The sequence below is a fragment of the Mesorhizobium sp. M5C.F.Ca.ET.164.01.1.1 genome, from assembly GCF_004792125.1.
Classification (GTDB): domain Bacteria; phylum Pseudomonadota; class Alphaproteobacteria; order Rhizobiales; family Rhizobiaceae; genus Mesorhizobium; species Mesorhizobium wenxiniae.
The window spans coordinates 2,210,480-2,234,196 of sequence record NZ_SRTG01000001.1; the positions used below are offsets into that span (position 1 = coordinate 2,210,480).

Annotated in this window: 26 protein-coding genes; 11 read left to right on the forward strand and 15 right to left on the reverse strand. The window is 62.7% G+C overall.

Annotation, left to right across the window (positions count from 1 at the left end; translation table 11 throughout):
- The first annotated feature begins 27 nt into the window (after window positions 1–27).
- From EN807_RS10935 to EN807_RS10945, 3 genes are all read left to right on the forward strand, one after another.
- Window positions 28–1,911 (forward strand): ABC transporter ATP-binding protein, encoded by a 1,884-nt coding sequence (locus EN807_RS10935; RefSeq protein ID WP_135934927.1) that lies wholly within the window; start codon window positions 28–30, stop codon window positions 1,909–1,911.
- A 32-nt stretch (window positions 1,912–1,943) separates the two neighbouring features.
- A complete protein-coding gene (locus EN807_RS10940; protein WP_135934928.1) occupies window positions 1,944–2,258 on the forward strand; it encodes a DUF6665 family protein in 315 nt (104 codons plus the stop codon).
- A 392-nt stretch (window positions 2,259–2,650) separates the two neighbouring features.
- Entirely contained in the window at window positions 2,651–3,268 is a 618-nt protein-coding gene (locus tag EN807_RS10945; protein WP_135934929.1) for a cupin domain-containing protein, read from the forward strand.
- Window positions 3,269–3,410: 142 nt separating this feature from the next.
- Here EN807_RS10945 and EN807_RS10950 read toward each other — a convergent pair whose 3' ends face one another.
- Window positions 3,411–3,767, reverse strand: coding sequence for a cupin domain-containing protein (locus EN807_RS10950; RefSeq protein WP_135935840.1), 357 nt, complete (start codon window positions 3,765–3,767; stop codon window positions 3,411–3,413).
- A 301-nt stretch (window positions 3,768–4,068) separates the two neighbouring features.
- Between EN807_RS10950 and petA the strand changes: the two genes are divergently transcribed.
- The 4 genes from petA to EN807_RS10970 all read left to right on the forward strand — a co-directional run bounded on the left by petA (window position 4,069) and on the right by EN807_RS10970 (window position 7,658).
- Complete coding sequence (gene petA / locus EN807_RS10955) at window positions 4,069–4,629, forward strand: ubiquinol-cytochrome c reductase iron-sulfur subunit (protein WP_135934930.1); 561 nt, start codon at window positions 4,069–4,071, stop codon at window positions 4,627–4,629.
- Window positions 4,630–4,646: 17 nt separating this feature from the next.
- Entirely contained in the window at window positions 4,647–5,951 is a 1,305-nt protein-coding gene (locus EN807_RS10960) for a cytochrome b N-terminal domain-containing protein (RefSeq protein ID WP_127317475.1), read from the forward strand.
- Between the two features lie 86 nt (window positions 5,952–6,037).
- Window positions 6,038–6,910, forward strand: coding sequence for a cytochrome c1 (locus tag EN807_RS10965; RefSeq protein WP_135934931.1), 873 nt, complete (start codon window positions 6,038–6,040; stop codon window positions 6,908–6,910).
- Window positions 6,911–7,112: 202 nt separating this feature from the next.
- Window positions 7,113–7,658, forward strand: a complete 546-nt coding sequence (locus EN807_RS10970) for an adenine phosphoribosyltransferase (RefSeq protein WP_127317477.1) — start codon at window positions 7,113–7,115, stop codon at window positions 7,656–7,658.
- Window positions 7,659–7,826: 168 nt separating this feature from the next.
- Here the strand turns inward: EN807_RS10970 and EN807_RS10975 are convergent, their stop codons facing one another.
- From EN807_RS10975 to EN807_RS11005, 7 genes are all read right to left on the reverse strand, one after another.
- On the reverse strand, window positions 7,827–8,297 hold the full coding sequence (locus tag EN807_RS10975) for a MaoC family dehydratase (RefSeq protein WP_135934932.1): 471 nt from the start codon (window positions 8,295–8,297) through the stop codon (window positions 7,827–7,829).
- A complete protein-coding gene (locus tag EN807_RS10980) occupies window positions 8,294–8,755 on the reverse strand; it encodes a MaoC family dehydratase (RefSeq protein ID WP_135934933.1) in 462 nt (153 codons plus the stop codon). The genes EN807_RS10975 and EN807_RS10980 overlap by 4 nt, the downstream gene beginning before the upstream one ends.
- Window positions 8,756–8,877: 122 nt before the next feature.
- Complete coding sequence (gene corA, locus EN807_RS10985) at window positions 8,878–9,852, reverse strand: magnesium/cobalt transporter CorA (RefSeq protein WP_127317480.1); 975 nt, start codon at window positions 9,850–9,852, stop codon at window positions 8,878–8,880.
- A gap of 217 nt (window positions 9,853–10,069) precedes the next feature.
- Window positions 10,070–11,173, reverse strand: coding sequence for a redox-regulated ATPase YchF (gene ychF, locus EN807_RS10990; protein WP_135934934.1), 1,104 nt, complete (start codon window positions 11,171–11,173; stop codon window positions 10,070–10,072).
- A gap of 94 nt (window positions 11,174–11,267) precedes the next feature.
- Window positions 11,268–11,999 (reverse strand): aminoacyl-tRNA hydrolase, encoded by a 732-nt coding sequence (gene pth, locus EN807_RS10995; RefSeq protein WP_135934935.1) that lies wholly within the window; start codon window positions 11,997–11,999, stop codon window positions 11,268–11,270.
- A 23-nt stretch (window positions 12,000–12,022) separates the two neighbouring features.
- Window positions 12,023–12,661 carry a 50S ribosomal protein L25/general stress protein Ctc gene (locus tag EN807_RS11000; RefSeq protein WP_135934936.1) on the reverse strand — a complete coding sequence of 213 codons (639 nt, stop codon included), beginning with the start codon at window positions 12,659–12,661 and terminating at the stop codon, window positions 12,023–12,025.
- A 258-nt stretch (window positions 12,662–12,919) separates the two neighbouring features.
- Window positions 12,920–13,459, reverse strand: coding sequence for a DUF2938 family protein (locus EN807_RS11005; RefSeq protein WP_246684057.1), 540 nt, complete (start codon window positions 13,457–13,459; stop codon window positions 12,920–12,922).
- 95 nt (window positions 13,460–13,554) lie between these two features.
- Between EN807_RS11005 and EN807_RS11010 the strand changes: the two genes are divergently transcribed.
- Window positions 13,555–14,232, forward strand: coding sequence for a metalloregulator ArsR/SmtB family transcription factor (locus tag EN807_RS11010; protein ID WP_135934937.1), 678 nt, complete (start codon window positions 13,555–13,557; stop codon window positions 14,230–14,232).
- Between the two features lie 60 nt (window positions 14,233–14,292).
- On the opposite strand, the gene EN807_RS11015 is transcribed toward EN807_RS11010, so the two are convergent.
- On the reverse strand, window positions 14,293–15,543 hold the full coding sequence (locus tag EN807_RS11015) for an MFS transporter (RefSeq protein ID WP_189522386.1): 1,251 nt from the start codon (window positions 15,541–15,543) through the stop codon (window positions 14,293–14,295).
- A gap of 130 nt (window positions 15,544–15,673) precedes the next feature.
- On the opposite strand from EN807_RS11015, the gene EN807_RS11020 reads away from it, so the two are divergent.
- Window positions 15,674–16,540 carry a helix-turn-helix transcriptional regulator gene (locus tag EN807_RS11020; RefSeq protein WP_135934939.1) on the forward strand — a complete coding sequence of 289 codons (867 nt, stop codon included), beginning with the start codon at window positions 15,674–15,676 and terminating at the stop codon, window positions 16,538–16,540.
- A 133-nt stretch (window positions 16,541–16,673) separates the two neighbouring features.
- On the opposite strand, the gene EN807_RS11025 is transcribed toward EN807_RS11020, so the two are convergent.
- The 6 genes from EN807_RS11025 to lgt form a co-directional block, all read right to left on the reverse strand.
- Window positions 16,674–17,609 carry a ribose-phosphate pyrophosphokinase gene (locus EN807_RS11025; RefSeq protein ID WP_128204445.1) on the reverse strand — a complete coding sequence of 312 codons (936 nt, stop codon included), beginning with the start codon at window positions 17,607–17,609 and terminating at the stop codon, window positions 16,674–16,676.
- Between the two features lie 166 nt (window positions 17,610–17,775).
- Complete coding sequence (locus tag EN807_RS11030) at window positions 17,776–18,405, reverse strand: hypothetical protein (RefSeq protein WP_127318311.1); 630 nt, start codon at window positions 18,403–18,405, stop codon at window positions 17,776–17,778.
- A gap of 54 nt (window positions 18,406–18,459) precedes the next feature.
- The gene (locus tag EN807_RS11035; RefSeq protein WP_127212533.1) at window positions 18,460–19,611 is read right to left on the reverse strand and encodes a Xaa-Pro peptidase family protein; all 1,152 of its coding nucleotides are present in this window, start codon (window positions 19,609–19,611) and stop codon (window positions 18,460–18,462) included.
- Entirely contained in the window at window positions 19,611–20,405 is a 795-nt protein-coding gene (gene pgeF / locus EN807_RS11040) for a peptidoglycan editing factor PgeF (RefSeq protein WP_127212534.1), read from the reverse strand. Before pgeF ends, EN807_RS11035 begins: the two co-directional genes overlap by 1 nt.
- Window positions 20,406–20,520: 115 nt before the next feature.
- Window positions 20,521–21,609: a class I SAM-dependent methyltransferase gene (locus tag EN807_RS11045; RefSeq protein ID WP_135934940.1), complete on the reverse strand. Its 1,089-nt coding sequence runs from the start codon at window positions 21,607–21,609 to the stop codon at window positions 20,521–20,523.
- Complete coding sequence (gene lgt, locus EN807_RS11050; RefSeq protein ID WP_135934941.1) at window positions 21,606–22,460, reverse strand: prolipoprotein diacylglyceryl transferase; 855 nt, start codon at window positions 22,458–22,460, stop codon at window positions 21,606–21,608. Before lgt ends, EN807_RS11045 begins: the two co-directional genes overlap by 4 nt.
- Window positions 22,461–22,591: 131 nt before the next feature.
- On the opposite strand from lgt, the gene EN807_RS11055 reads away from it, so the two are divergent.
- Both EN807_RS11055 and EN807_RS11060 read left to right on the forward strand, forming a co-directional pair.
- A complete protein-coding gene (locus EN807_RS11055) occupies window positions 22,592–22,894 on the forward strand; it encodes an accessory factor UbiK family protein (protein ID WP_065012050.1) in 303 nt (100 codons plus the stop codon).
- A gap of 317 nt (window positions 22,895–23,211) precedes the next feature.
- Window positions 23,212–23,712 carry a YbjN domain-containing protein gene (locus tag EN807_RS11060; RefSeq protein ID WP_006202532.1) on the forward strand — a complete coding sequence of 167 codons (501 nt, stop codon included), beginning with the start codon at window positions 23,212–23,214 and terminating at the stop codon, window positions 23,710–23,712.
- The last annotated feature ends 5 nt before the right edge of the window (window positions 23,713–23,717 follow it).

The window sequence follows — 23,717 nt, forward strand, 5'->3', positions numbered from 1 at the left end:
TGAGGGCAGCAGAATGATGGCCGCCGAATGATGATTGCCGTCTATCGCTGGTTCGAGAACTGGGTCTATCCGTTCAGGGAGCCCGCGGACCTTCGGCCACCGATCAGCGTCAGCGGTTTCCTCTGGCACTATGTCGGCCAGGCGAAGGTCGCCTTCTTCGCCATGCTGGTCATCGGCGGTATCGCGCCGCTGGTCGAGGCCGGACTGTTCTACTTCGTCGGCAGGCTGGTCGACATTCTCGACCAGCTCCCCGGCGAGCGCAGCTGGGACGCGCTGTGGACTGCCGCCGGTCCCGAACTTGTCTTCATGGCCGCCGTGGTGCTGTTCGTCCGCACCATCGTCGTCGGCCTGGCGGCATTGGTCGACGAGCAGACGATCACCCCCGGCTTCTACAATCTGGTGCGCTGGCAGGCGCACCGCCATGTCTCGCGCCAATCCTACGCCTTTTTCCAGAACGATTTCGCCGGCCGCATCGCCACAAAGGTCTGGCAGGCAGGGCAGGCGACCGGCGATTTGATGGAAAGCTTCATCGAGGTCGTCTGGTTCATGGTCGTCTACACGGTGACGACACTGGTCCTGGTCGCCGGCCTCGACTTGCGGCTGGCGGTGCTGGTGGTGATCTGGATCACCGCCTTCGGCTGGCTGGCCAAGCAATATCTGCCGGAGATCCGCAAGCATGCCGAGCAAACCGCCGAGGCCGGTTCGATGATCACCGGCCGCTTCGTCGATTCCTATTCGAACGTGCAGACGCTGAAGCTGTTCTCGGCCGATGGCGACGACCGTTACATCAGGAGCGGCTTCGATATCTATCTCGAGGCGCTGCGGCCGTTCACCCGCCGACTGACCGGCGTGCGCATGGCGCTGACGACGCTGTCGGGGATCATGATCACCGCGATCGCCTGTTTTGCGGTCTATCTCTGGGTCGAAGGCTCGATCACAGTCGGCGCCGTCGCCTTCACGCTATCGCTGGTGTTGCGACTCAACATGCTGCTCGGCCGGCTGATGATGCAGCTCAATAGCATCCTGCGGAATCTCGGCGTGCTGGAAAACTCCAAGGCGCTGATCTCGCAGCCGCTCGGCTTGACCGACGCACCCGACGCCAGGGAGCTTGTCGTGACCGGCGGCCGGATCGACGTGAAGAAGGTCGAGTTCCACTATGGCAAGGGGTTCGGCGTGCTCAACGGCATCGACCTCGTCGTGCGGCCGGGCGAGAAGGTCGGACTGGTCGGGCCATCCGGCGCCGGCAAGACGACGCTCGCCAATCTGATCCTGCGCCTCTACGACCTCGAGGCCGGAAAGATCACCATCGACGGCCAGGATGTTTCAAAGGTGACGCAGGATTCGCTGCGCGCCAATATCGGCGTCGTCAGCCAGGATACCGCACTGTTCCATCGCTCGCTTCGCGACAACATCAAGCTCGGCATGCCGGAAGCGACCGACGCCGAGGTGATCGCGGCCGCGAAGAAGGCCGAGGCGCACGACTTCATCCTCGACTTGCGCGACAATCGTGATCGCCAGGGCTATGAGGCCTTTGTCGGCGAGCGCGGCGTGAAATTGTCTGGCGGCCAGCGCCAGCGCGTGGCGATCGCCCGCGTCTTCCTCAAGGACGCGCCGATCCTGATACTCGACGAGGCGACGTCGGCGCTCGATTCCGACATCGAGGCGGCCATCCAGGAAAATCTGGCGAGGCTGATGGAGAACAAGACGGTCATCGCCATCGCGCACCGGCTGTCGACCATCGCGGCACTCGATCGCCTGGTGGTGCTCGACGGCGGCCGTATCGTCGAACAAGGCACGCATGACGAACTGGTGGCGCTCGACGGGCTCTATGCGCGGCTGTGGAAGCGGCAGTCCGGCGGCTTCCTGTTCAACGAGGAGAGCGTGCTCGAGGAGACGCGGCCGGCGGAATAGGGCCAGGATTTCAGCAAGAACCGGAGTGGACCATGTCGGTGCGAATGCCATCGAATTTCGGACGGTCGGGAGCGCAAGAGAGCGCGCTCGACCTGCTCGGCCATGAAATCCTCGGCGAAAAGGCGGCGGCGCTCGGCCGCGCCGGCCGGCGCGTTGATGAAACGCTGACGAAGCTGCGTGAGCATAGCGATGACGGCGAACAACGTGCCCGGCTGCTCAAGGACGCGGCGGAGGCCGTCCACGGCTATTTCATCCAGCGCGAATTGTGCGGCTTGCGCAAGCACGACGCAGTGATCCGGGAATACAATATTCCCAAGGCCGTGCTGGCCAGGCTCGGCGCGAAATAGATGCCGGTGTTGAAACCATTCCAGAAGTTCAGGTGCGAGCGCACTTTGGCGCAAGTCGGCCCGATTGCCGACGTTCCCGCACTCAAAAGGGGTCAGGTCACGACGATACCCACACCAACCTGAATGTCCGCTCTTGAATATTCGCAGCCCGAAGCTGCCGGACCGCTCTCCGCCCGATTGAGACGTAGAACGCTCCATCGCCGTACAATCCGAGCTGATGCCCCGGCCGGCGCGGTCGCGCCACAAGCAGACCTTCGTGCGATCCGACTTCTTTGGCGGCAGGCGCTCTCGGGGTAGCCCGGAATTTGGTCGTGCCGTAAGGCGGCACAGATGCTATCTTACTAGCAGCTAATGTTTTGGTCGAGGGGCTACCATGCAAAGGAGGACCAACCATGAACCTGCGATCCCTCAGAGCGCGCCGTTCTGGCGTGCTTCTGTTCTCACTGTGTGCTTTCGGGCTGATGACGTCAGCCTCAATGCCCGCAGACAGCAAATTCGCCGTCGAGCCGGTGGTTGAGAAAAAGCTGAAGGAACTGCCCTCCGGACCGTTGTACTGGCGGCTGGAAAATTTCCCAACGCTGGCGCAGGCCCAGAGCGCTGCGGGCCCGACCTCGCTTGCGGCGGAGGTCGCGGGCAAGGTCTGGCTGTTCACGCTTGGACCGAAGGATGGCTCGACGCCCGGCGGAGCCAAGGTCGTCGAGATCGGACCCCTTCCGCCGATCAGCGCCAGCGAGTATTTGCTGCGCGTCAACCGCGCCGGCGGAGCGCCCGGTGCCAAGACGCCGATCCATACGCATCCTGGACCGGAGGCCTTCTACGTGCTGGCCGGCAAGCTCGGCCAGAGAACGCCCCACGGCGTAACCTACGCCGAAGTCGGCACGGCCATGACCGGACACGGGCCCAACACGCCGATGGAGGTGTTCAGCGCCGGCACAACCGATCTCGATGAGCTGGCCATCTTCGTGGTCGACGCCAATCAGCCGTTCTCGTCGCCGGCCAGCCTCGACTGAGACGACATTTCCCGGGGTGGCGCGTTGTTCGCTACGAGCTGAGGCGGCACCCCAGCGTCAGATTTTCACCACAGTTGACCCCCCCGATCTATTCCGAAAACCGGTTCCACTTTTCGCTGACGCGGACCTTCGGGATCATGATCTACTCCAGCCACTCGGTGACGAAGCTGCCGTTTTCGTGGATGTCGATCGTCTCCAGCGGGCCTGGGCCGAGATTGGTGAATTTGTGCGGCGTGTTCGGCGGCACGATCAGGATCTGGCCGGCCGACGCCTCGATCTGCCGGTCGCCGACAGTGAACAGCCCGGTGCCAGTGCGGATGATGAAAATCTCGCAATAGGGATGCATGTGCAGCCGCGGGCCGCCGCCGATCTCCGGCAGATAGTTGAAGATCAGGCAGCTTTTGGAGCCGTAGGCGCCGCACTGCAGTTCGCCTTGCCAATGGTCGGGCCAGCGGTCGGTCGCTTTGGCCCATTTGTCGCGGTCGATGACATGCGCCATGAGCCAGGATAGACCGAGGCCGGGGCTCCTGTCGAGGCAAACGCGGGCGCCGGTTTTGCCATTGTTTTCCTGTGGTTTCGCCGTCTTCGTCGCCACGCCGCCCGACGTCGAATTGCGTCCCCGCGACAATCTGCCCTTGTGCCTTCACCCGTCTGGACAAAAACGGGCTTCACGCATAAACCGAAGGCCAATTGCCGGAGGAATTCGCTAGCCTGTTCGCCATGCGCTGTCGGGTTGGCGTGAAAGAGCGGGGAACAAGCCTCGGCCACCGGCACGGAAGAGGCGAAAGGATCAGGCACCCGTGAGCGCAACCGACATCCAGGATCCCAACCGTCGTGATTTTCTCTACGTCGCCACCGGCATGGCCGCGGTGGTCGGCGCGGGTGCCGTCGCCTGGCCGTTCATCGACCAGATGCGCCCGGATGCCTCGACGCTGGCGCTGGCCTCGGTCGAGGTCGACGTCTCCTCGCTGACGCCGGGGATGTCGCTTGTCGTGAAATGGCGCGGCAAGCCGGTTGTGGTGCGCAACCGCACCGAACAAGAGATGAAGGACGGCGAGGCGGTCAATCTGGCCCAGCTCAAGGATCCGCTCGCCCGCAACGCCAATCTGCCGGCCGAAGCGCCGGCAACCGACGCAAACCGCACCATGCCCGGCAAGGAGGCCTGGATGGTGATGGTTCAGGTCTGCACCCATCTCGGCTGCATTCCGCTCGGCCAGGAAGGCGAGTTCGGCGGCTGGTTCTGCCCGTGCCACGGCTCGGTATACGACACCGCCGGCCGCGTCCGCGGCGGGCCGGCGCCGGAGAACATGACGGTGCCGGTGTTCCAGTTCATTTCCGACACCAAGATCCGTATCGGCTAAGGCTAAGGGATATTTCGATGAGCGAGGGACACTCGACCTATACGCCCAAGACCGGTATCGGACGCTGGTTCGACGCCCGCATGCCGTTGCCGCGGCTGGTCTATGACAGCTTCGTCGCCTATCCGGTGCCGCGGAACCTCAACTATGCGTGGACCTTCGGCGGCATCCTGGCGCTCATGCTGGCGGCGCAGATGCTGACCGGCATCGTGCTGGCCATGCATTATGCGGCGGACAGCACTCTCGCCTTCGATTCGGTCGAAAAGATCATGCGCGACGTGAATTCGGGCTGGCTGTTGCGCTACATGCATTCGAACGGCGCATCGTTCTTCTTCGTCGCGGTCTACATCCACATCTTCCGCGGCCTCTACTACGGTTCCTACAAGGCGCCGCGCGAGCTTCTGTGGATCCTCGGCTGCATCATCTACCTCCTGATGATGGCGACAGGCTTCATGGGCTATGTCCTGCCCTGGGGGCAGATGTCGTTCTGGGGCGCCACCGTCATCACCGGCTTCTTCAGCGCCATCCCGCTGGTCGGCGACTGGATCCAGCAGCTTTTGCTCGGCGGCTACGCCGTCGACAACCCGACGCTGAACCGCTTCTTTTCACTGCACTATCTTCTGCCGTTCATGATCGCCGGCGTCGTCGTGCTGCATATATGGGCGCTGCATGTGGTCGGCCAGTCGAACCCGACCGGCATCGAGGTCAAGTCGAAGACCGATACCGTCGCCTTCACCCCTTACGCGACCATCAAGGACGCGTTCGGGATGCTCGTGTTCCTGTTCATCTTCGCCTATTTCGTCTTCTACCTGCCGAACTTCCTCGGCCATCCGGACAACTACGTAGTCGCCGACCCGCTGAAGACGCCTGCCCATATCGTGCCGGAATGGTACTTCCTGCCGTTCTACGCGATCCTGCGCGCCATAACCTTCAATATCGGGCCGATCAACTCCAAGCTCGGCGGCGTGCTCGCGATGTTCGGCTCCATCGCCATGCTGTTCCTGGTGCCGTGGCTCGACACCTCGAAGGTGCGCTCGGCGGTCTACCGGCCCTGGTACAAGCTGTTCTTCTGGCTGTTCGTGATCGATGCCGTCCTGCTTGGCTGGCTGGGTTCGCAGCCGGCCGAAGGCAGCTATGTCTTCATGGCGCAGATGGCGACATTGTTCTACTTCGCCTTCTTCGTGGTCGTGCTGCCGGTGCTCGGCCTGATCGAGACCCCGCGGCGGTTGCCGAATTCGATCACCGAGGCGGTGCTCGAGAAAAACAAGGGTGGCGGTGGCGGACATCCGGCTCGCGCGACAGCCGCACCGGAAACCAAGAGCTGAGCATGTTGCCGAAAAGTGGAGACCGGTTTTCGGAAAAGATCATGCTCGAGACGACGGCGCGGCAGAGAATCTCAAGGGGATTTGGCATGAAGAAGATTCTCACCTCGCTGGCGCTGCTCGGCCTTGTGTTGGCAGGCACTGGCGCCGCGACCACCGGGGCCACCGCCCAGGAGGAGGCGCACAACGAAGCCGCGCCGACGCATTTCCCGATACACGAGCCGAAGGAGATGGACTGGAGCTTCGCCGGGCCGTTCGGCACCTACGACAAGGCGCAGTTGCAGCGCGGGCTGAAGGTCTACAAGGAAGTCTGCGCGGCCTGCCATTCGATGAAATTGGTGGCGTTCCGCACCCTGGAAGATCTTGGCTATTCGGAAGCGCAGGTCAAGGCGCTGGCTGCCGAGTACACGATCAATGATGGTCCCAACGATGCCGGCGACATGTTCGATCGTCCCGGCATACCGTCCGACTATTTCCCGGCGCCGTTCCCCAACGATCAGGCAGCAGCGGCCGCCAATGGCGGGGCTGCCCCGCCCGACATGTCGCTGCTGGCCAAGGCGCGTGGCGTCGAGCGCGGCTTTCCGCGTTTCGTCTTCGACATCTTCACGCAATACGCCCAGGGCGGTCCCGACTATATCCACTCGCTGCTGACCGGCTATGATGAGCAGCCGCCGGCGGGCATGGAGATACCGGAAGGCACGCACTACAATCCGTACTTCATTGCCGGCGTGTCGCTGAAGATGCCCAACCCGCTCTCCGACGACCAGGTGACCTATGACGACGGCGCGCCGCAGACGGTCGACCAGTATTCCCGCGACGTGTCGGCCTTCCTGATGTGGGCGGCCGAGCCGCATCTGGAAGCCCGCAAGAAGACCGGCTTTCGCGTGCTGGTCTTCCTGTTGCTGTTCGGCGCGCTGGTCTATCTAACCAAGCGCAAGGTGTGGGCCGGCGTGGCGCACTGAGTTACGCAAAGGGCGTCGAAGGGCGCCCTTTTGCATTTCCGAACACTGCCTCCGAAGACCGCCGGCTCGGTCCTTTGCCGGGACAATTTTATTCCAGGCGTCACATCGCGGTAGCCGTCGCCGGCCGCGCCGGGTTACGATCGGCCGGAGTTCCTTTTCAGGTCTTCAAGTCGAATCGGACGAATGCCCCAGAGAGCCGCCCATGAAACCTTCGCTCGAAGACACGCTGCTTGCCGCGATCCGCACCATTCCGGACTATCCCAAGCCGGGCATCCTGTTTCGCGACATCACCACGCTGCTAAGCAATGCGCGCGCCTTCCGCCGCGCCATCGACGAGCTGGTGCATCCCTATGCCGGCCAGAAAGTCGACAAGATCGCCGGCATCGAGGCGCGCGGCTTCATCCTTGGCGGCGCCGTCGCCCATCAGCTTTCGGCCGGCTTCGTGCCGATCCGCAAGAAGGGCAAGCTGCCTTACGAGACGGTGCGCGTCGCCTACAGCCTCGAATACGGGCTGGACGAGATGGAGATGCACAGGGATGGCGTATCTCCGGGTGAGAAGGTGATCCTGGTCGACGACCTGATCGCCACCGGCGGCACGGCGGCGGCGGCGGTCCAGCTGTTGCGGCAGATCGGCGCCGACATTCTCGCCGCCTGCTTCGTCATCGACCTGCCGGACCTCGGCGGCCGTCAGAAGCTGGAGGCCCTCGGCGTGCCGGTCAGGACGCTGATCGGATTCGAAGGGCATTGAGAGAGTGTTCTGCCTTCTCCCCTTGTGGGAGAAGGTGGATCGGCGCGCAGCGCCGAGACGGAAGAGGGGTGTTGGACGGAGTGCCGCAGTGCCAAGCTGGAGCACCCCTCATCCGACCGAGCTTCGCTCGGCCACCTTCTCCCACAAGGGGAGAAGGAAGAGACTATCCTATCCCACCTTGACCAGCACGGCGCTTTCGAACTCGATGACCCTGTCGCCGGTCGAATCGAAGGCCTCCGAGCGAAGCGTGAGCAGCCGCCAGCCCGGCCGTGACATGATGGGGCGGTGGGCAAGCGCTGTGCGGGTGAATGTCACGGTTTCTCCGGCATAGACGGGCTTCAGCCATTTGAGGTTCTTGAAACCGGGCGAGGGGCCGAATTCGGGTGCGGGTCCTGCGCCGACCCAGCGGACGCCCCCGGCTTCCACGCCGGTCTCGAGGTTCAATTTCATCCAGGTTGCAGCTGTGTGCCAGCCCGAGGCGCACAGGCCGCCGAATACGGTCTTCTTCGCCGCCTCTTCGTCGAGATGGAATATCTGCGGATCGTATTTCCTGGCGAACGCCTTGATCGCCTCGGGTTCGAATGTATGCGAACCGAGCGTGACGGTGACGCCGATGCAGAAGAACTCGTCGAGGCTCACGCGCTGGCCCCACGGGTCAGGAACATCACCGTGTTCTCGAGTTCGAAGACGCCTTCGCCACGCTGGTTGAAAAGCTCGCTGCGCAGGGTGACGAGACCAAGCTGAGGCTTGGACCTGGACAGGCGCTTGGCAAGGACGGTGGTGTTGCCGGTCAAGATGTCGCCGGCCAGAACCGGCTTCTTCCACCGAACCTGGTCGACGCCGGGGGCGCCTTGCGAGGTCGAGTCCAGCAGGAAGGCGTCGCACAGCATACGCATGAACATCGCGCAAGTGTGCCAGCCGGAGGCCGCCAGCCCGCCAAGGATGCTGGCCTTGCCCGCCGCCTCGTCGAGATGCATCGGCTGCGCATCGAACTCTTGCGCGAATTCGATGATCTCGGCCGCACTCACCAGCTTCGTCCCGAGGTCGAGCGAGGCGCCCTCGACGAAATCCTCATAGGCCCAAATCTTTCCGGTCATGGTCTGGAATCCGGTTCAAGTTTGTACGATCGCCACGGATCAGGGTTCCCGGATGCAGGCAGGGGCCAATTTGGTCAAGTAATTTCTGGTGCGCCAGGCCATCGCGCCCAACGGAATAGAAGCTACAACCAGCCACGGCGGCGGAAATACCAGAAAGGCAGGATCGCCGACACGATCATCAAGCCGATGGCGAAGGGATAGCCGAGCTGCCATTTGAGCTCGGGCATGATGTCGAAATTCATGCCGTAGATCGAAGCGACCAGCGTCGGCGGCAGGAAGATGACTGCGGCGACGGAGAAGATCTTGATGATGGCGTTCTGCTCGATCGAGATCATGCCGAGCGTCGCGTCGAGCAGGAAGTTGATCTTCTGTGACAGGAAGGTGGCGTGGTCGGCGAGCGACAGCACATCGCGCGACAAGGTCTTGATGCGCGCGCGGATGTCCTTGCTCATCTTGGTCTGGGTCGAGGCGTGGGCGAGAAAACCGGCGAGCCGCTGCAGTGAAATCAGGCTGTCGCGGATCGAGGAGGCGATGTCCTCCTTGCGGCCGATCGCCTTGAGCAATTCCTGGAAGTCGCGGTTGCGCTTGGAAACCTTGGTCGAGCGTGCCTCGAAGATGTCGCGCGAGATCGTCTCGATGTCGCGGCCGGCGCGCTCCAGAATGTCGGCGAGGCGGTCTACGATCGCCTCCAGCAGGCCGATCAGGATGGTGTCGCCGCTGGTGCAGCCGGTCGCCACCTTCTCGGCGCGCAGCGGAAACGTCTTGAAGGCCTTCGGTTCGTGATAGCGCACGGTGATCAGCCTGTTGCCGGCCAGCACGAAGGTGACCGGCGACATCAGGGGATCGTCGGCCTCGGTCTGGGCCGGCAGAATGGCGGTCATGAAATAGGCGCCGTCCTCGACGTAAAGGCGGCTGGAAATCTCGATCTCCTCCATCTCCTCGCGCGTCGGAATGGCAACACCGAGCCAGGCCTCGATGGCCGCTTCCTCTTCCTTTGTCGGGTTCAGAAGATCGGCCCAGACGACCTTGTCGCTGTTTGCCAAGAGATCGTCGGCGAGGCGCAGGCGATCATTGTCCACGACGAATGCCTTGATCATCACCGGGTCTCCCTTGCTGAGGCCAAAAGGATGGTTCGAGCGGGCGCGTCGTTTCGGATTGCACGGGACAGGCGCTTTCGACGAAAGCACGGGCCGGTGCAGACGCCCCTTAGACCGGGCATTGCGGGCAGTCAAGCCGCGCGGAAACGGCCGTGCGGCGTGCACGAGGCTGATCGCAGCGGCGGCCGTGATGGCTTCCGGCGTGCCGTCGGTCAGCTCAGGTGTTGAACTTGAACAGCATGATGTCGCCGTCCTGGACGACATACTCCTTGCCTTCGTCGCGTGCCTTGCCGGCCTCCTTGGCCGCCACTTCGCCGCCCAGCGTGACGAAGTCGTTGTAGGCGATGGTCTGGGCGCGGATGAAGCCGCGCTCGAAATCGGTGTGAATGACGCCTGCAGCCTGCGGCGCCTTGGCGCCCTTGTGCACGGTCCAGGCGCGTGTCTCCTTCGGCCCGACGGTGAAATAGGTGATGAGCTGCAGCAGCTCGTAGCCGGCGCGGATCACCTTGTTCAAGCCAGGCTCCTCGAGGCCCAGCGTCGCGAGGAATTCCATTTCCTCTTCGTCGCTGAGCTGCGCGACCTCGGCTTCGATCGCCGCGGAAATCACCACGGTGCGGGCGCCTTGCGCGGCAGCCATCTGTTCGACCGCCTTGGTGTGTGCATTGCCGGTGGCGGCATCGGCTTCGGCGACATTGCAGACATAGAGCACGGGGTGCGATGTCAGCAGGTTCAGCCCCTGCAGGATGCGCAGATCCTCCGCGGAGATACCTTTGAGCAGGATGCGGGCGGGCTTGCCGGCCTGCAGGAGTTCGAGAGCGGCTTCCATCATCGGCAGCACGGTCAGCGCCTCCTTGTCCTTGCCGGAAGCGCGCTTGCGGAACTGCACGATGCGACGCTCGAGGCTGTCGAGGTCGGCAAGCATCAGCTCGGTCTCGACGGTCTCGGCGTCGGCAACGGGATCGATGCGGCCTTCGACATGGGTGATGTCGTCATCCTCGAAGCAGCGCAGCACGTGGACGATGGCGTCGACCTCGCGGATATTGGCCAGGAACTGGTTGCCCAGCCCTTCGCCTTTCGAGGCGCCGCGCACCAGGCCGGCGATGTCGACGAAGGAGATGCGGGTCGGGATGATCTCCTTGGACTTGCCGATCGCCGCGATCTTCTGCAGGCGCGGGTCCGGCACCGCCACCTCGCCGGTGTTCGGTTCGATGGTGCAGAACGGATAGTTGGCGGCCTGCGCCGCCGCCGTCCTGGTCAGCGCGTTGAAAAGCGTCGACTTGCCGACGTTGGGCAAGCCAACGATGCCGCATTTGAAACCCATTTTATCCAGTCCTATCGGGAAATCGAATTTGATGAGGGCTATGGGCGAAAGGGGTGACGAACGTCAACCCCTTCGGCTCCGTTCGCGCCGAAGCTCAATCCTTGCCGCCAAACAGCTTCTTCAGCATGGCGGCCATCGGGCCGGTTTCGGGCAGCTTGACTGCCGGCTGCTGCGGCCGCGCCTGACGGACGTGGCTCTGCTGTTTTGCACCCTGTTGTTTTTGCCAGGGCTTTTCCGGCTCGGGCGCGACGCCGGTCTTTCGCTGGACGGCAACACTGACCTTGTTCATGAAGCCGGGCTCATCACCCCTCACGATCAAGTCGGCATGATCACCGATGGCGTCGAGCAGCGGCTCCAGCCATTCGCGATCGGCCCTGGCGAAATCGCCAAGCACATGATGCTGGACGAATTCCTTGACGCCGGGATGGCCGACGCCGATGCGCACGCGGCGGTAAGCGTTGCCGACATGGCCGTCGATCGATCGGATGCCGTTGTGACCGCCGGCGCCGCCGCCGGTCTTGACGCGGACCTTACCGTCGGCGAGGTCGATCTCGTCATAGAAGACGGTGAGCGCCGAGGGAGTGAGCTTATAAAAGCGCAGCGCTTCGCCGATCGACTGGCCTGAATTGTTCATGAAGGTCTGCGGCTTGATCAGGATGACCTTTTCGCCGGCAAGCGTACCTTCGGCGATCAGCCCCTGGAACTTCTTCGACCAGGGCGAAAAAGCGTGGCGGCTGGCGATTGCGTCCGCCGCCATGAAGCCGACATTGTGCCGGTTGTTGGCGTATTTCGCGCCCGGATTGCCGAGGCCTGCAAACAGCAGCATCGTCACCTCCGGGCGGAAAGGGATTACTTCTCTTCTTCGGCAGGAGCCGCTTCGGGTTCAGCCGCTTCGACCGTCTCTTCGGCCTCCGGCTTCATCGCCGCGGAGCCGGCAATGGTCGCGACGGTGAAGTCGCGGTCGGAGATCACCGGCTTGACGCCGGCCGGCAGCTTGACCGCCGAGATGTGGATCGAATCGCCGATATCGGTGCCGGTGAGATCGACGGTGATGAATTCCGGAATCGCATTGGCCGGGCAGTGGAACTCGACTTCATGACGCACGATGTTGAGCACGCCGCCGCGCTTGATGCCGGGCGACTTGTCCTCGTTGATGAAGTGGACCGGCACGTCGACATTGACTTCGGTGTCCTTGCCGATGCGCAGGAAGTCGACATGGACCGGGAAATCCCTGACCGGGTCAAGCTGGTAGTCCTTGGGCAGGACCTGGATCTTCTTGCCGTCGACATCGATCGTGGCGATCGTGGTCAGGAACCCCCCGCCATGGATCTTGTAGTAGATGTCCTTGTAGGTCAGCGCAATCGCCAGGGGAGGCTGCTTGTCGCCGTAAATTACTGCAGGCACTTTACCGTTGCGGCGAACTGCACGGGCGGACCCCTTACCGACCTGTTCGCGCGCTTCGGCCTTGAGCTCGTAAGTATCGCTCATGGCATTTCCTTTCGCGTTGTTCTGGAGCGTTCGCGGCCGGCGAGGTGCCTGGGGCCGTAAACGTCGAAAGCCGTCATGGCCTTACATGATCTGGTCCAAATTCTTTTTGGGATCACGTTAGGCCGGACAGCCTTCCGCCGCGTTGCCTCCAAGGGTGTCTACGCGGGTGGCGGCTCTATAGCGGAAGGTGGGACGAGGTGCAAGCCAAAGGCGAGTGGGCAGTGTCTTTACTACGAACTTCGGCTTTGCGCCTCACTTTTAGACATTGGGGTCGTGTCTTGAAAGCCGACCGCAACCGATCAGTGTCAGACCGGAAACAGGAGTGCCGAAAGCAACGCAGCGACATACAGTCCGAACCCGAAGGACATGAGGCCGCGCAGACGCGCAGTGTGCGGGTTGGGAGTTTCGAGGCTGCCTTCCGGCTCCAAAGGCTGGCTGCATTAGGAAGAATGGGGCGACGACACTGAACATGCCGACAAGAAGGGCGGGAAGCAATGTCGGATATCGTGCCCAGTCGATGCCCCATACTCCCATCAGCAATGCAGCAAAGACGATGCCGATCGCGTAATGCGCGACCCATCCAATCGGCGTTTCGCCTGGAATTCGGGGAGCCTGCGCGATATTCGCATGCGCAAAACGGCCTCGCGGAAAGTGCCCGATCCAGCGGCCGACCCAGGCATAGTCAAGCGATGAAATCGCGAACGCTCGGTTCAGAAACAATCCCCAAAGATCCATCACCGCCGTCGCCCCCGTTCCGATCGCGGCTGCGCGGACAACGAACTCCAACTGCTGGTTCATTTCTAATGCTCCTGTCCTACGGGTCGGACATTAGCTGGATAAGATCGTTCATTCAACATATTGATTGATTAATTGAATTATGATAGTCATGCGGTATGAAAAAGGCAGACGTTCATCACCCTATCTGTGACGAAATAGCGGATCTCGCCCGCACGCTGGGACATCCACATCGGCTGGTTCTTCTCCGCCACATTGCCGACGGCGAACTCGCCGTGGAGCAGCTGACTCAACTTTCCGGGATCGCGTTGGCCAACACGTCGCAGCATCTTCAGCACCTCAAGCGGGCCGGCTTGGTGCAGACCCGGCGAGACGGGAAACGCGTGCTCTATCGTTTGGCCGATGGCCCGATCGAAAACGTGCTCGCCGCCCTGCGAAGCCTTGCGAACCATAGGCGCGAGCAAATCCGCGAACTTATCAATGACACTATGAGCCGGCCGGACAGGCTGGAGAACATCTCGCGCGAGGAACTCGTGCGCCGCATGCGGGACGACGAAATCGTGCTGCTCGACGTTCGGCCGCAGGAAGAATACGCAGCCGGGCATTTGCCGGATGCGATCAACATTCCCGTGGGTGAGCTGGAGGAACGACTTGCGGAGCTTCCACGAGAGAAGGTCATCGTTGCCTATTGCCGTGGTGTCCAGTGTGTTCTCTCTGCCGACGCGCTGGCTATCCTGAGGGCGCGAGGCTGGGCCTCACGCCGGTTCGAAGGTGGTTTTCCCGAGTGGCTGACCTCAAGCCTTGATGTCGACGGCATGAACTACGAAAGCGGCTGACAGCTGCCGAGGTCGGGGTCCGGCGCTCCCGACCTCCTCGGGGCGAGGCCGAAACCAAATTCAAGCTTCACCCGATCGTGGCTCGAGCTTCCTCGCTTCCTTCATGTTCGGCAAAAAAACCGTCAGCAGCCCGAGCAGCGGCAGGTAGGAGCAGACCTGAAAGACGAAGTCGATGCCTTTCATGTCGGCGACGACGCCGAGCACGGCGGCGGCGATGCCGCCCATGCCGAAGGCGAAGCCGAAGAAGATACCGGCGATCATGCCGACGCGGCCAGGCACCAGTTCCTGCGCGAAGACGACGATGTTCGAGAATGCCGAGGACAGGATCAGGCCGATCAGCACCGTCAGGATCATCGTCCATTCGAAATTGGCGTAGGGCAGAGCCAGCGTAAAGGGCAGCACGCCGACGATGGAGAACCAGATCATCGCCTTCTGTCCGTAGCGGTCGCCGAACGGGCCACCGAGCAGGATGCCCAGCGCCGAGGCGCCGAGGAACAGGAACAGCATGACCTGCGACATCTGCACCGAAACGCCGAATTTATCGATGGCGTAGAAGGTGTAGTAGCTGGCGAGGCTGGCGATGTAGGCGTTCTTGGTCAGCACCAGCAAGGTCAGCACCGCCAACGCGCCCATCACCTTGCGGCGCGGGAAGGGCGAGACAAAACCTGCCGCCTTGCGGTTGGCGAGCGAGGCGCGCAGGCGGCTGTACCAGCCGCCGACCCGCCACAGCACGATGATACCGAGCAGCGATCCGACGGCAAACCACGCTATGCTGGTCTGGCCGAAAGGCACGACGATGAAGGCAGCCAGCAGCGGCCCGATGGCCTGGCCGAAGTTGCCGCCGACCTGGAACAGAGATTGCGCCAGACCGAACCTGCCGCCCGAGGCGAAGCGGGCGATGCGCGAGGACTCCGGGTGGAAGATCGCCGAGCCGATGCCGATCAGCGACGCGCCGATCAGCAGCAGCCAATAGTGTCCGGCATAGGCCAGCACGATCAGGCCGATCAGCGAGGACGCCATGCCGTAGGGCAGCGAATAGGGCATCGGCCGCTTGTCGGTGATCATGCCGATCAGCGGCTGCAGCAATGAGGCCGTCACCTGGAAGGTGAAGGTCAAAAGGCCGATCTGCCAGAAATCGAGACCGTAATTGTTTTTCAGCAGCGGATAGATGGCCGAGAGCAGCGACTGCATGATGTCGTTGACACAATGGCAGAAGCTCACCGCAAGAATGACGCTGAAGGCCGTCGCTTGCGCCGAAGTGTGGCTGGCCGTCGCAGGCGTGGCGGCGGTGGTGGCTGTCGTATCGGTCAAGGCATGCTCCGTGGTCTTTTTGGCGGGCGCTCGCGCAGGCGGCCTCATAGCCGGGTTGCCTTATAAGTCACTTGCCGGGCGACTTCTTTCGTGGTTTGGTCCAATAGTTTCGCGAGTGGGCCATTACTCAATGCCGCGTGGCAATGAAATCTTCAAAGTGGGCGACACCGATCTCGGCCAGTTTGCCGAACTCGGGCAGTTGCATGAGCGCCGCTGGCAGTGGCTGGAGCAGGCAGTCGGGCCAGCGGTGGCCCTGCCGACCGAATATCCCGACGGCTACCACGTGCCTCAGCACCGTCACAGTCGCAGTCAGTTGCTGCATGCGCTTGTCGGCGTCGTGCTGGTGACGACGCGGCATGGGCGCTGGATGGTGCCTCCCGATCATGCCATGTGGATTCCCGCCGGCACCGAGCATTCCGTCGAGATGCTTGGCGACGTCAGCATGCGCTCGGTCTATGTGATGCCGGACGCCATTGCGGGGCTGCCGCATGGACTCCGCGTCGTCGGCATTACAGATCTGATGCACAGCCTGATCGTGGAATCGGAAAAGCTGCCGCAGGGCGCCGAGCTGGAGGGGCGCGGCGGGCTGATCATGAGCCTCCTGCTGCATGAAATCCCGAACCTGCCGGAACGGCCGCTCGGCCTGCCTTTTCCTTCAGATCCAAAGCTTGCGGCACTGTGCCGGCGCTTCGTCGCAGCACCTTCGCCGCACGCGACAATCGACGAATGGGCCGATATCGTCGGCATGAGCCGCCGTTCCTTTACCCGCGCCTTTCATCGCCAGACCGGATTGTCGCTGTCGACATGGCGCCAACAGGCCTGCCTGTTCGCGGCCTTGCCGAGGCTGGCCGATGGCGAGCCGGTCACAAGGGTGGCGTTCGACCTCGGCTATGACAGCGTGCCGGCCTTCATCACCATGTTCAAGCGTATGCTGGGGGCATCGCCGCGGGGCTACATGCGAGGGTCAAGGGACAATATCAGGGTGTCGAACGGGTAACGCATGACCCCGAACCTTCGGTTCGCTTCAGCGAAATCGGTACCGATTTCGCTGGAGATCATGCGCAAAATCAACGTGCTACAGCGTCCTTTGCGCGTCCGCTGGACGCGCGGCGCTGTAGCGCTGGCAGATTTCAGTCGAACAGGCTCGATACCGATTCCTCGGTCGCCGTGCGCGAGATCGCCTCACCCATCAGGTCGGCGATGGAGATGACGCGGATGTTGCTGGCGTCGAGCACCGCCTGGGTCGGCTGGATGGAATCGGTAATGACCAGTTCCTGCAGCTTCGAGGCACCGATGCGGGCGATGGCGCCGCCCGACAGAACGCCATGGGTGGTGTAGGCAGTGACGCTGGTGGCGCCGGCGGCAAGCAGTGCATCGGCCGCATTGCACAAGGTGCCGCCCGAATCGATGATGTCGTCGATCAGCAGGCAATCCTTGCCGCGCACGTCGCCGATGACGTTCATGACTTCCGATTCACCGGGGCGCTCGCGACGCTTGTCGACGATGGCGAGTTGAGCATCGATGCGTTTGGCGAGCGCGCGGGCGCGGACCACGCCACCGACATCCGGCGACACGACCATGACATTGGCAAGCTGCTTATATTTCGCCTTCACGTCGCGGGCCATGACCGGCACCGAGAACAGGTTGTCGGTCGGGATATCGAAGAAGCCCTGGATCTGGCCGGCGTGGAGATCCAGCGTCAAGACGCGATCGACGCCCGCCCGCGTGATCATGTTGGCGACCAGCTTGGCCGAGATCGGCGTGCGGCCCGAGGCGCGGCGATCTTGCCTGGCATAGCCGAAATAGGGAATGACCGCCGTGATGCGCTTGGCCGACGAGCGCATAAAGGCATCGATCATGATGAGCAGTTCCATCAGGTGATCGTTGGTCGGGAACGAGGTGGACTGCAGGATGAAGACATCCTCGCCGCGCACATTCTCCTGGATCTCGACGAAGATTTCCTGATCGGCGAAGCGCCTGACGCTGGCTTTGCCCAGCGGGATGTTGAGATAGCGGGCGACCGCTTCGGCCAGCACCCTGTTGGAATTGCCCGCGAAAAGCTTCATGCACCGGTCCTGGTGAAGGATGGAGACTCTGGCAGACTCTCTTGAGCCCCTTAGTCGGGGCTTTTAGCGGCCCGTGCCGGTATTGCAAGCGTCGTGATCGGAATCGGCCGGCTAATCTCAATAAACGTCTACGACGAGGAAAGCCGGCAACATGTCAGCCCGCCAGTCACCCCGCTTGGCCGCCAAGCCATGTGGCAAACTGGTCGATCGTCTGGTCGGCGATCGCCTGCATGGTCTCCGGCGCGACCGCAGCCCAGCCTTCGCCACCATTGGCCGAGGGCGCCTTTTGCTGGCCATTGATGCGATGCAGCCGGTTGCCTGCCGGGTCATAGACGTCCCAGACATAGATGACGGTGGTGTCCTTGCCTTCCGACATCGTCGAGAAATAGCCCTTCAGCACGTGCGTAGGGGTCTGGCCGGCGCTACCGGCCAAGGTGATGCCGCGCTGCTTGGCTCGCGTCTGAAGCTCCGCGGTCAGCGGTGTCGCGGCTTCCACCGAGGCGCCGACGATCGGCGCTACCTGCAGGCGGGTTCGTGCGATGACGGCGGCGCTCTTTGCCGGCGGCACGGTCGTGGTTGCAGGCTGCGCAGTGGCGGAAGGCTCTGTTGCTGCGGAAGGCTGCGCGGTCGTTGCAGGTGTGGTGGGCGTTGCAGCCGTGCCGGTTCCGGTCGTTGGTACGGCCTGTGTCGACTGCGAGGCGATGGCGGAGGGTTCGAGAACGTCCTTCGCGTTGGTGCAGGCGGCCAGCATCAGCGCCGCGAGCAATGACACGGTCGTCACATGCGATCGCCTCATTTGCCTCAAAACTCCCTGGCGATGAACGCCCCTTGCATTCTTACCATTATGGATTCATTGCACAATCAAGTCGAGATCATGGCGGGACAGCGGTTTCGGCTGCGATTCGGTCGTCAGATACGTGCGGCCGAGCGTCATTGCCGTCTCGGTTTCGGAGTCCATGATGATCATGTGGGCGAACAGCGTCATGTTTGGCGCGATGGGTTCGGGATTGCCCTGATAGAACATCGGCATGTCCATCCATGATGGGGTGAATCGGGCACCGAGCGAATAGCCGCAGGCGTTGAGCCGGTGTTTGGTCAAGTTGTGCGCCTCGAGCGTGCGGGCATGCGCCTCGAACACGTCGCCGAAAGTATTTCCGGGCGTCATCGCCTTTTCGACGGCCAGAAGTGCGGCGCGTGCGGCATCGAACAGTTCCTGGTGACGTTTCGACACCTTGCCGGTCAGCACCGTGCGCATCATCGCAGCATGGTAGTGGTGGAAGACGCCGGCCCATTCGAGCGTCACCTGGTCGTTCTTGCTCAGCTTGCGACGGCCGGCCTTGTAACGGCAAAGCAGCGCGTCCAAGCCAGAGCCGATGATGAACTCGTTCGCCGGATAATCGCCGCCGCCGGCAAAGATCGCGCCCTGCATGGCAGCAAGGATCAGGGCTTCGTCGCCACCCTGCTTGATCAGCGGCAGGGCCGCATCCAGCGCGTCGTCGGCGAGATTTGCGGCCTTTTCCACCTTGGCGATTTCGGCCGGGCTCTTGAACAGGCGCAGCCGGCTGACGATGCCGGACGCGTCGGCGATCTGGCCAAAGGTCTGCAATTGCTCGTCCAGGCGCCGGCCATTGTAGGCGGTCAGGCCGTGGGTGTCGTATTCGACTCCGATGCGGGCGCCGAGCAGGTCGAGATCGTTGAGCAAATTGCGCAGGTCGATCGCCGGATTGGCGCCGTCGCGATCGGTCCACAGCACGATGTTGTCGATAATCGAGGTGTGGCGCGCCTGGCGCAGATCGGCCGAGCGCGTGAGCAGGATCATCGAACCGTCTGCCTTCACCACCAGGCACTGAAAGAAGCAGAAGCCGAACGTATCGTAGCCGGTCAGCCAGTACATGCTCTCCTGTGCAAACAACAGGACGGCATCGAGCTTCTTCTCGGCGATCTCGATCATCAGCCGATCGCGCCGCGCGTCAAATTCCGACCGTTCGAAATGCAGCGCCATTATTCAGTCTCCAAAACGATTGCCGAAATCTGCCGCCCGTAATCCGGCTCCTTGCGATGGGTGCTGCGCCGGTAGGAATAGAACAGATCCTCCTCGGCGTAGGTGCAGCGTCCAAGCCCATCGGCGGTGACGCCGGCTCGAGTCAGCCGATCGACCGTATAGAGGTTGAGGTCGAACATTGCATGTCCCGACTTTGCGGACGGCGCGAAATAGCTGATATTGTTGGCATCGGCCTCGACGAAGCGGGCGATGAATTCCGGCCCGACTTCATAGTTTTCGGGGCCGATGGACGGACCGAGAACCGCAACGATGCGCTCGCGCCGGGCGCCGAGGCCCTCCATCGCCGCAATGGTGTTTTCCAGCACGCCCGACAAGGCGCCCTTCCAGCCGGCATGGGCTGCGCCGATGACATGCGCCTCGGCATCGGCGAACAGCACCGGTCCGCAATCGGCGGTCGAGGCGCCGACGGCAATTCCTGGCCGGTCGGTGACGACGGCGTCGGCCCTTGGCCGCTCGCCGGGAAAAGGCTCCCTCGCGATGATGACGTCGGGCGAATGGATTTGGTGGGCGGTCAAGAGATGGCTCGGGGGCACACCCATCCAGTCGGCGACGCGGCGGCGGTTCTCGGCTACCTGCGTCTGGTCGTCGCTCGAGCCGGTGCCGATGTTGAGGCCTTGATAGATGCCGCTGGAGACGCCGCCAACACGGGTGAAATATCCGTGGCGAATGCCTTGCGCCCGCACTTTTTCCAGCAGGGGCGACCGAACGGGATCCGGTTTGGTCTGATTCAGCATGGCGGCGTTGTTGTCCGTGCGGGCGATTTCGTCAAGCGACAGTCCAAAAATCGGCGACAGTCCAAAATGGGCGACAGTCGGAAATTGGGAGAGTGGGAGAGGCGGCAGCGAAAAGTCAATCCGCCGTTGGAAAAGGCGGAACGGCGATGCCGGCAGGCAGGACAGCAAGCACCTTGAACAGGTCGCCCATGGCTTGCGGGCCGGCGAGGCGTTCGACCTCGCCTGCAATCTTTTCGCGAGCCGCTTCATCGGCATTGGCGCCGAGCTGGCCGGCGCGTTCGAGAAGACCCATTTCCACCAGAAATTCGCCTTGCGTGGAGAGATGGGCATCGAGGCCATGCGCCCGCACAATCGCGGCAAGGGCGGCGAAATCGACATGGGCGGTGAGATCGGCTTCGCCCGGATTGGCCAGCACATCTTCGTGATCGTGCTTGCGCAAGGCCTGCAACGTGTCGCCGATCCCTGGCCGGAAATAACCATAGTCGAGGAACAGGCCGGCGCCACCGAGCCGGTCCAATCGCTCAGCGATGGTCGCCATCAGCGCGGCTCGGGCCGGCGCGACCTCGACGATCGCGCCCTGTGGTGCGTTTTCGGCATCGTCCGGCAACAGCGTCGGATCGACCGAGCCGGCGCCGGCGAAGAAGTGCAATTCGTCAGCGTCATCGAGGCCGATCATCCGTTCGCGCCAGCCTGTTCCGGCACGGACGAACTGGCGGATCGGCACCGCGTCGAACAATTCGTTGCCGACGATGAAAAGCGGGGTCTGCGGCAGCGTGGCGATGCTTTCGTGCCAGCCGATCGTCGCCGGCGTGGCGGCAAGCGTTTGCCTTTGCACATCTGCCAGCCGCGGGCTGGTCTCGATCATGGCGAACGATGCGCCGGCGGTCAGCGCCGGATCGAGCCGCGAAAGCGTGCGCAGCATGTCCTTCATCAGCGTGCCGCGGCCGGGGCCGATCTCGGCGATGGTGACCGGCATCGGCCGGCCGGTCGCCAGCCAGGCTTCGTAGAGCCAGACAGCGACCAGCTCGCCGAACATCTGGCTGATCTCCGGCGCGGTGACGAAGTCGCCGGCAGCCCCGAACGGCTCGCGCGTCGTATAGTAGCCGTCCCGCGGATCGAACAGGCAAAGCGCCATGTATTGGTTGACGGGGATCGGCCCCGCCGCACCGATCAGCTCAACGATGCGGGCTTTCAGTCGGGTCATACCGGCTGTGGCTGTGTAACCGGCTTTGCCGTCGCCATCGCCCAGATGCCGGCCAGCAGCATCGGCAGCGACAGCACCATGCCCATCGTCAGCCAGCCGGTGCCGAGGAGGTAGCCGAGCTGCTGATCGGGCTCGCGGAAGAATTCGACGAAGATGCGCGAGAGACCGTAGCCGGCGATGAAGGCGCCGCCGACGAAGCGCGGCGTCTTCAGCTTGAGCCTGGAATGGGTGAGGAAGCGCAGGACCAGGAACAGCACCAGGCCTTCAAGCAGCGCCTCGTAGATCTGGCTCGGATGGCGCGCAAATGGCCCGCCATTGGGGAATTCGACCGCCCATGGCACGTCGGTCGGCCTGCCCCAGAGTTCGGAGTTGATGAAATTCGCCATGCGGACGAGGCCAAGGCCGACCGGCACGCCGGCCGCCACCACGTCGAACAGCGACCATGTGCGGATACCGCGCGACCAGGAAAACAGCGTCATGGCGAGAATGACGCCGAGCAGCCCGCCGTGGAACGACATGCCGCCCTGCCAGACGGCAAGGATATCGAGCGGATGGGCGATGTAACGTGGCAGGTCGTAGAACAGCACGTAGCCGACACGCCCGCCAAGCACCACGCCGATGGCCGCCCACACGATGAAGTCGTCGAGGTCCTCGGGTTTCATAGGCACCGTGCCGTCGGGCCAGAGCCTTGCATTGGTGACGAGCCGCTTGGCATACCACCAGGCGAAGAGAATGCCGACGATATAGCCGACGCCATACCAATGCACCGCCAGCGGCCCGATCTTGACGATGACCGGGTCGATATTGGGAAAGGGCAGGGCGGCCAACGGCAGCATAAAATATTCGCTCAACAGGCTCTCCCGGTTGCGATCGTGTTCGGGCGCGGACCATGCGGCAGGGTTTTGGCGCGGTCAAGGCGACGTGGATGCTTGCATTCCGCGTCGCGCGCCACTACGTCAAATCGAGCAAGCGAGGATTTGCCATGTCGACCGGACCGAACCGCATTCTCGATGAATTCGCCAAGCTGATGACCGACGCCGCAGGTGCCGCGCAAGGCGTGCGCCGCGAAGTGGAAACCGCCTTCAAGGGGCAGGCCGAGCGTGTTCTCAACTCAATGGACCTGGTGCAGCGCGAAGAATTCGAGGCCGCCCGCGATATGGCGGCGAAGGCCAGGGAGGAAAACACCCGTCTCGCTGCGCGCATCGAGGCACTCGAGGCGAAGCTCGCCGAATTGACCGGGCAGGCCGCACCTGCGGCCGCGGCAAAGCCCAGATCCAAAAAATAATCGTTAAACTTTTCCACAAAGCACAATCGCAAAAAGCGCTTTGTCGTGAATCGCTTACCGGCATTGCGTGAATCTTTGTGACAGCGGCTTTCCACATGCGAATGACGCAGTGCGAAAAATTGGGCTGGTCACGCGACTCCCGATCAATAGACTGAATTTGTTGCATGATTCGGAGCAGGGTCATGCGCCGGGCGGTGGGGTCCGGTCTGGGGTCTTTGCGTTGACGAAGTCCCGGCCGTCCGAGTTCTAGACAGAATTGTTCGTCGTGTGTGCCCCGCGGAGCGTGTGGGTTCCCCCTGAACGATAGGAAGCATTCCATGGAACTTCTCGAACTCGAATTCTCGCGCGAAATCCATCCGGTGGATGTCATCGAGCAGGTGGCTCACAACAACGACTGGTCCTTCGAACGGGCCGGCGACGACGAGATTTCGATTTCGGTTGCCGGAAGCTGGACCGACTACCACGTCTCATTCTCCTGGATGGAGGATTTCGAGGCGCTGCATCTGGCCTGCGCCTTCGACATCAAGGTGCCGGAGGCGCGCGCGCTCGAGGTGATGCGGCTGCTTTCGCTGATCAACGAGCAGATGCTGTTCGGCCATTTCGACCTCTGGGAACAGGAGGGCGCGATCATGTTCCGCCAGTCGCTGCTGCTCGCCGGCGGGGTCGAGCCGTCGAGCCAGCAGGTCGAGGTGCTGTTGTCGTCGGCACTCGAAGCCTGCGAATGCTATTTCCAGGCGTTCCAGTTCGTCGTCTGGTCGGGAACCTCGGCCAAGGATGCGCTGGCCGGCGTGCTGTTCGAGACCTACGGAAACGCCTGAGCCAG

What these genes read in the sequence shown, in the direction of transcription:
- EN807_RS10935 (WP_135934927.1), top strand. Translation starts at nt 28, where the DNA reads ATGATGATTGCCGTCTATCGCTGGTTCGAGAACTGGGTCTATCCGTTC.
- EN807_RS10940 (WP_135934928.1), top strand. Translation starts at nt 1,944, where the DNA reads ATGTCGGTGCGAATGCCATCGAATTTCGGACGGTCGGGAGCGCAAGAG.
- EN807_RS10945 (WP_135934929.1), top strand. Translation starts at nt 2,651, where the DNA reads ATGAACCTGCGATCCCTCAGAGCGCGCCGTTCTGGCGTGCTTCTGTTC.
- EN807_RS10950 (WP_135935840.1), bottom strand. Translation starts at nt 3,767, where the DNA reads ATGGCGCATGTCATCGACCGCGACAAATGGGCCAAAGCGACCGACCGC.
- EN807_RS10960 (WP_127317475.1), top strand. Translation starts at nt 4,647, where the DNA reads ATGAGCGAGGGACACTCGACCTATACGCCCAAGACCGGTATCGGACGC.
- EN807_RS10965 (WP_135934931.1), top strand. Translation starts at nt 6,038, where the DNA reads ATGAAGAAGATTCTCACCTCGCTGGCGCTGCTCGGCCTTGTGTTGGCA.
- EN807_RS10970 (WP_127317477.1), top strand. Translation starts at nt 7,113, where the DNA reads ATGAAACCTTCGCTCGAAGACACGCTGCTTGCCGCGATCCGCACCATT.
- EN807_RS10980 (WP_135934933.1), bottom strand. Translation starts at nt 8,755, where the DNA reads ATGACCGGAAAGATTTGGGCCTATGAGGATTTCGTCGAGGGCGCCTCG.
- corA (WP_127317480.1), bottom strand. Translation starts at nt 9,852, where the DNA reads ATGATCAAGGCATTCGTCGTGGACAATGATCGCCTGCGCCTCGCCGAC.
- ychF (WP_135934934.1), bottom strand. Translation starts at nt 11,173, where the DNA reads ATGGGTTTCAAATGCGGCATCGTTGGCTTGCCCAACGTCGGCAAGTCG.
- pth (WP_135934935.1), bottom strand. Translation starts at nt 11,999, where the DNA reads ATGCTGCTGTTTGCAGGCCTCGGCAATCCGGGCGCGAAATACGCCAAC.
- EN807_RS11000 (WP_135934936.1), bottom strand. Translation starts at nt 12,661, where the DNA reads ATGAGCGATACTTACGAGCTCAAGGCCGAAGCGCGCGAACAGGTCGGT.
- EN807_RS11005 (WP_246684057.1), bottom strand. Translation starts at nt 13,459, where the DNA reads ATGAACCAGCAGTTGGAGTTCGTTGTCCGCGCAGCCGCGATCGGAACG.
- EN807_RS11010 (WP_135934937.1), top strand. Translation starts at nt 13,555, where the DNA reads ATGAAAAAGGCAGACGTTCATCACCCTATCTGTGACGAAATAGCGGAT.
- EN807_RS11020 (WP_135934939.1), top strand. Translation starts at nt 15,674, where the DNA reads ATGCCGCGTGGCAATGAAATCTTCAAAGTGGGCGACACCGATCTCGGC.
- EN807_RS11025 (WP_128204445.1), bottom strand. Translation starts at nt 17,609, where the DNA reads ATGAAGCTTTTCGCGGGCAATTCCAACAGGGTGCTGGCCGAAGCGGTC.
- EN807_RS11030 (WP_127318311.1), bottom strand. Translation starts at nt 18,405, where the DNA reads ATGAGGCGATCGCATGTGACGACCGTGTCATTGCTCGCGGCGCTGATG.
- EN807_RS11035 (WP_127212533.1), bottom strand. Translation starts at nt 19,611, where the DNA reads ATGGCGCTGCATTTCGAACGGTCGGAATTTGACGCGCGGCGCGATCGG.
- pgeF (WP_127212534.1), bottom strand. Translation starts at nt 20,405, where the DNA reads ATGCTGAATCAGACCAAACCGGATCCCGTTCGGTCGCCCCTGCTGGAA.
- EN807_RS11045 (WP_135934940.1), bottom strand. Translation starts at nt 21,609, where the DNA reads ATGACCCGACTGAAAGCCCGCATCGTTGAGCTGATCGGTGCGGCGGGG.
- EN807_RS11055 (WP_065012050.1), top strand. Translation starts at nt 22,592, where the DNA reads ATGTCGACCGGACCGAACCGCATTCTCGATGAATTCGCCAAGCTGATG.
- EN807_RS11060 (WP_006202532.1), top strand. Translation starts at nt 23,212, where the DNA reads ATGGAACTTCTCGAACTCGAATTCTCGCGCGAAATCCATCCGGTGGAT.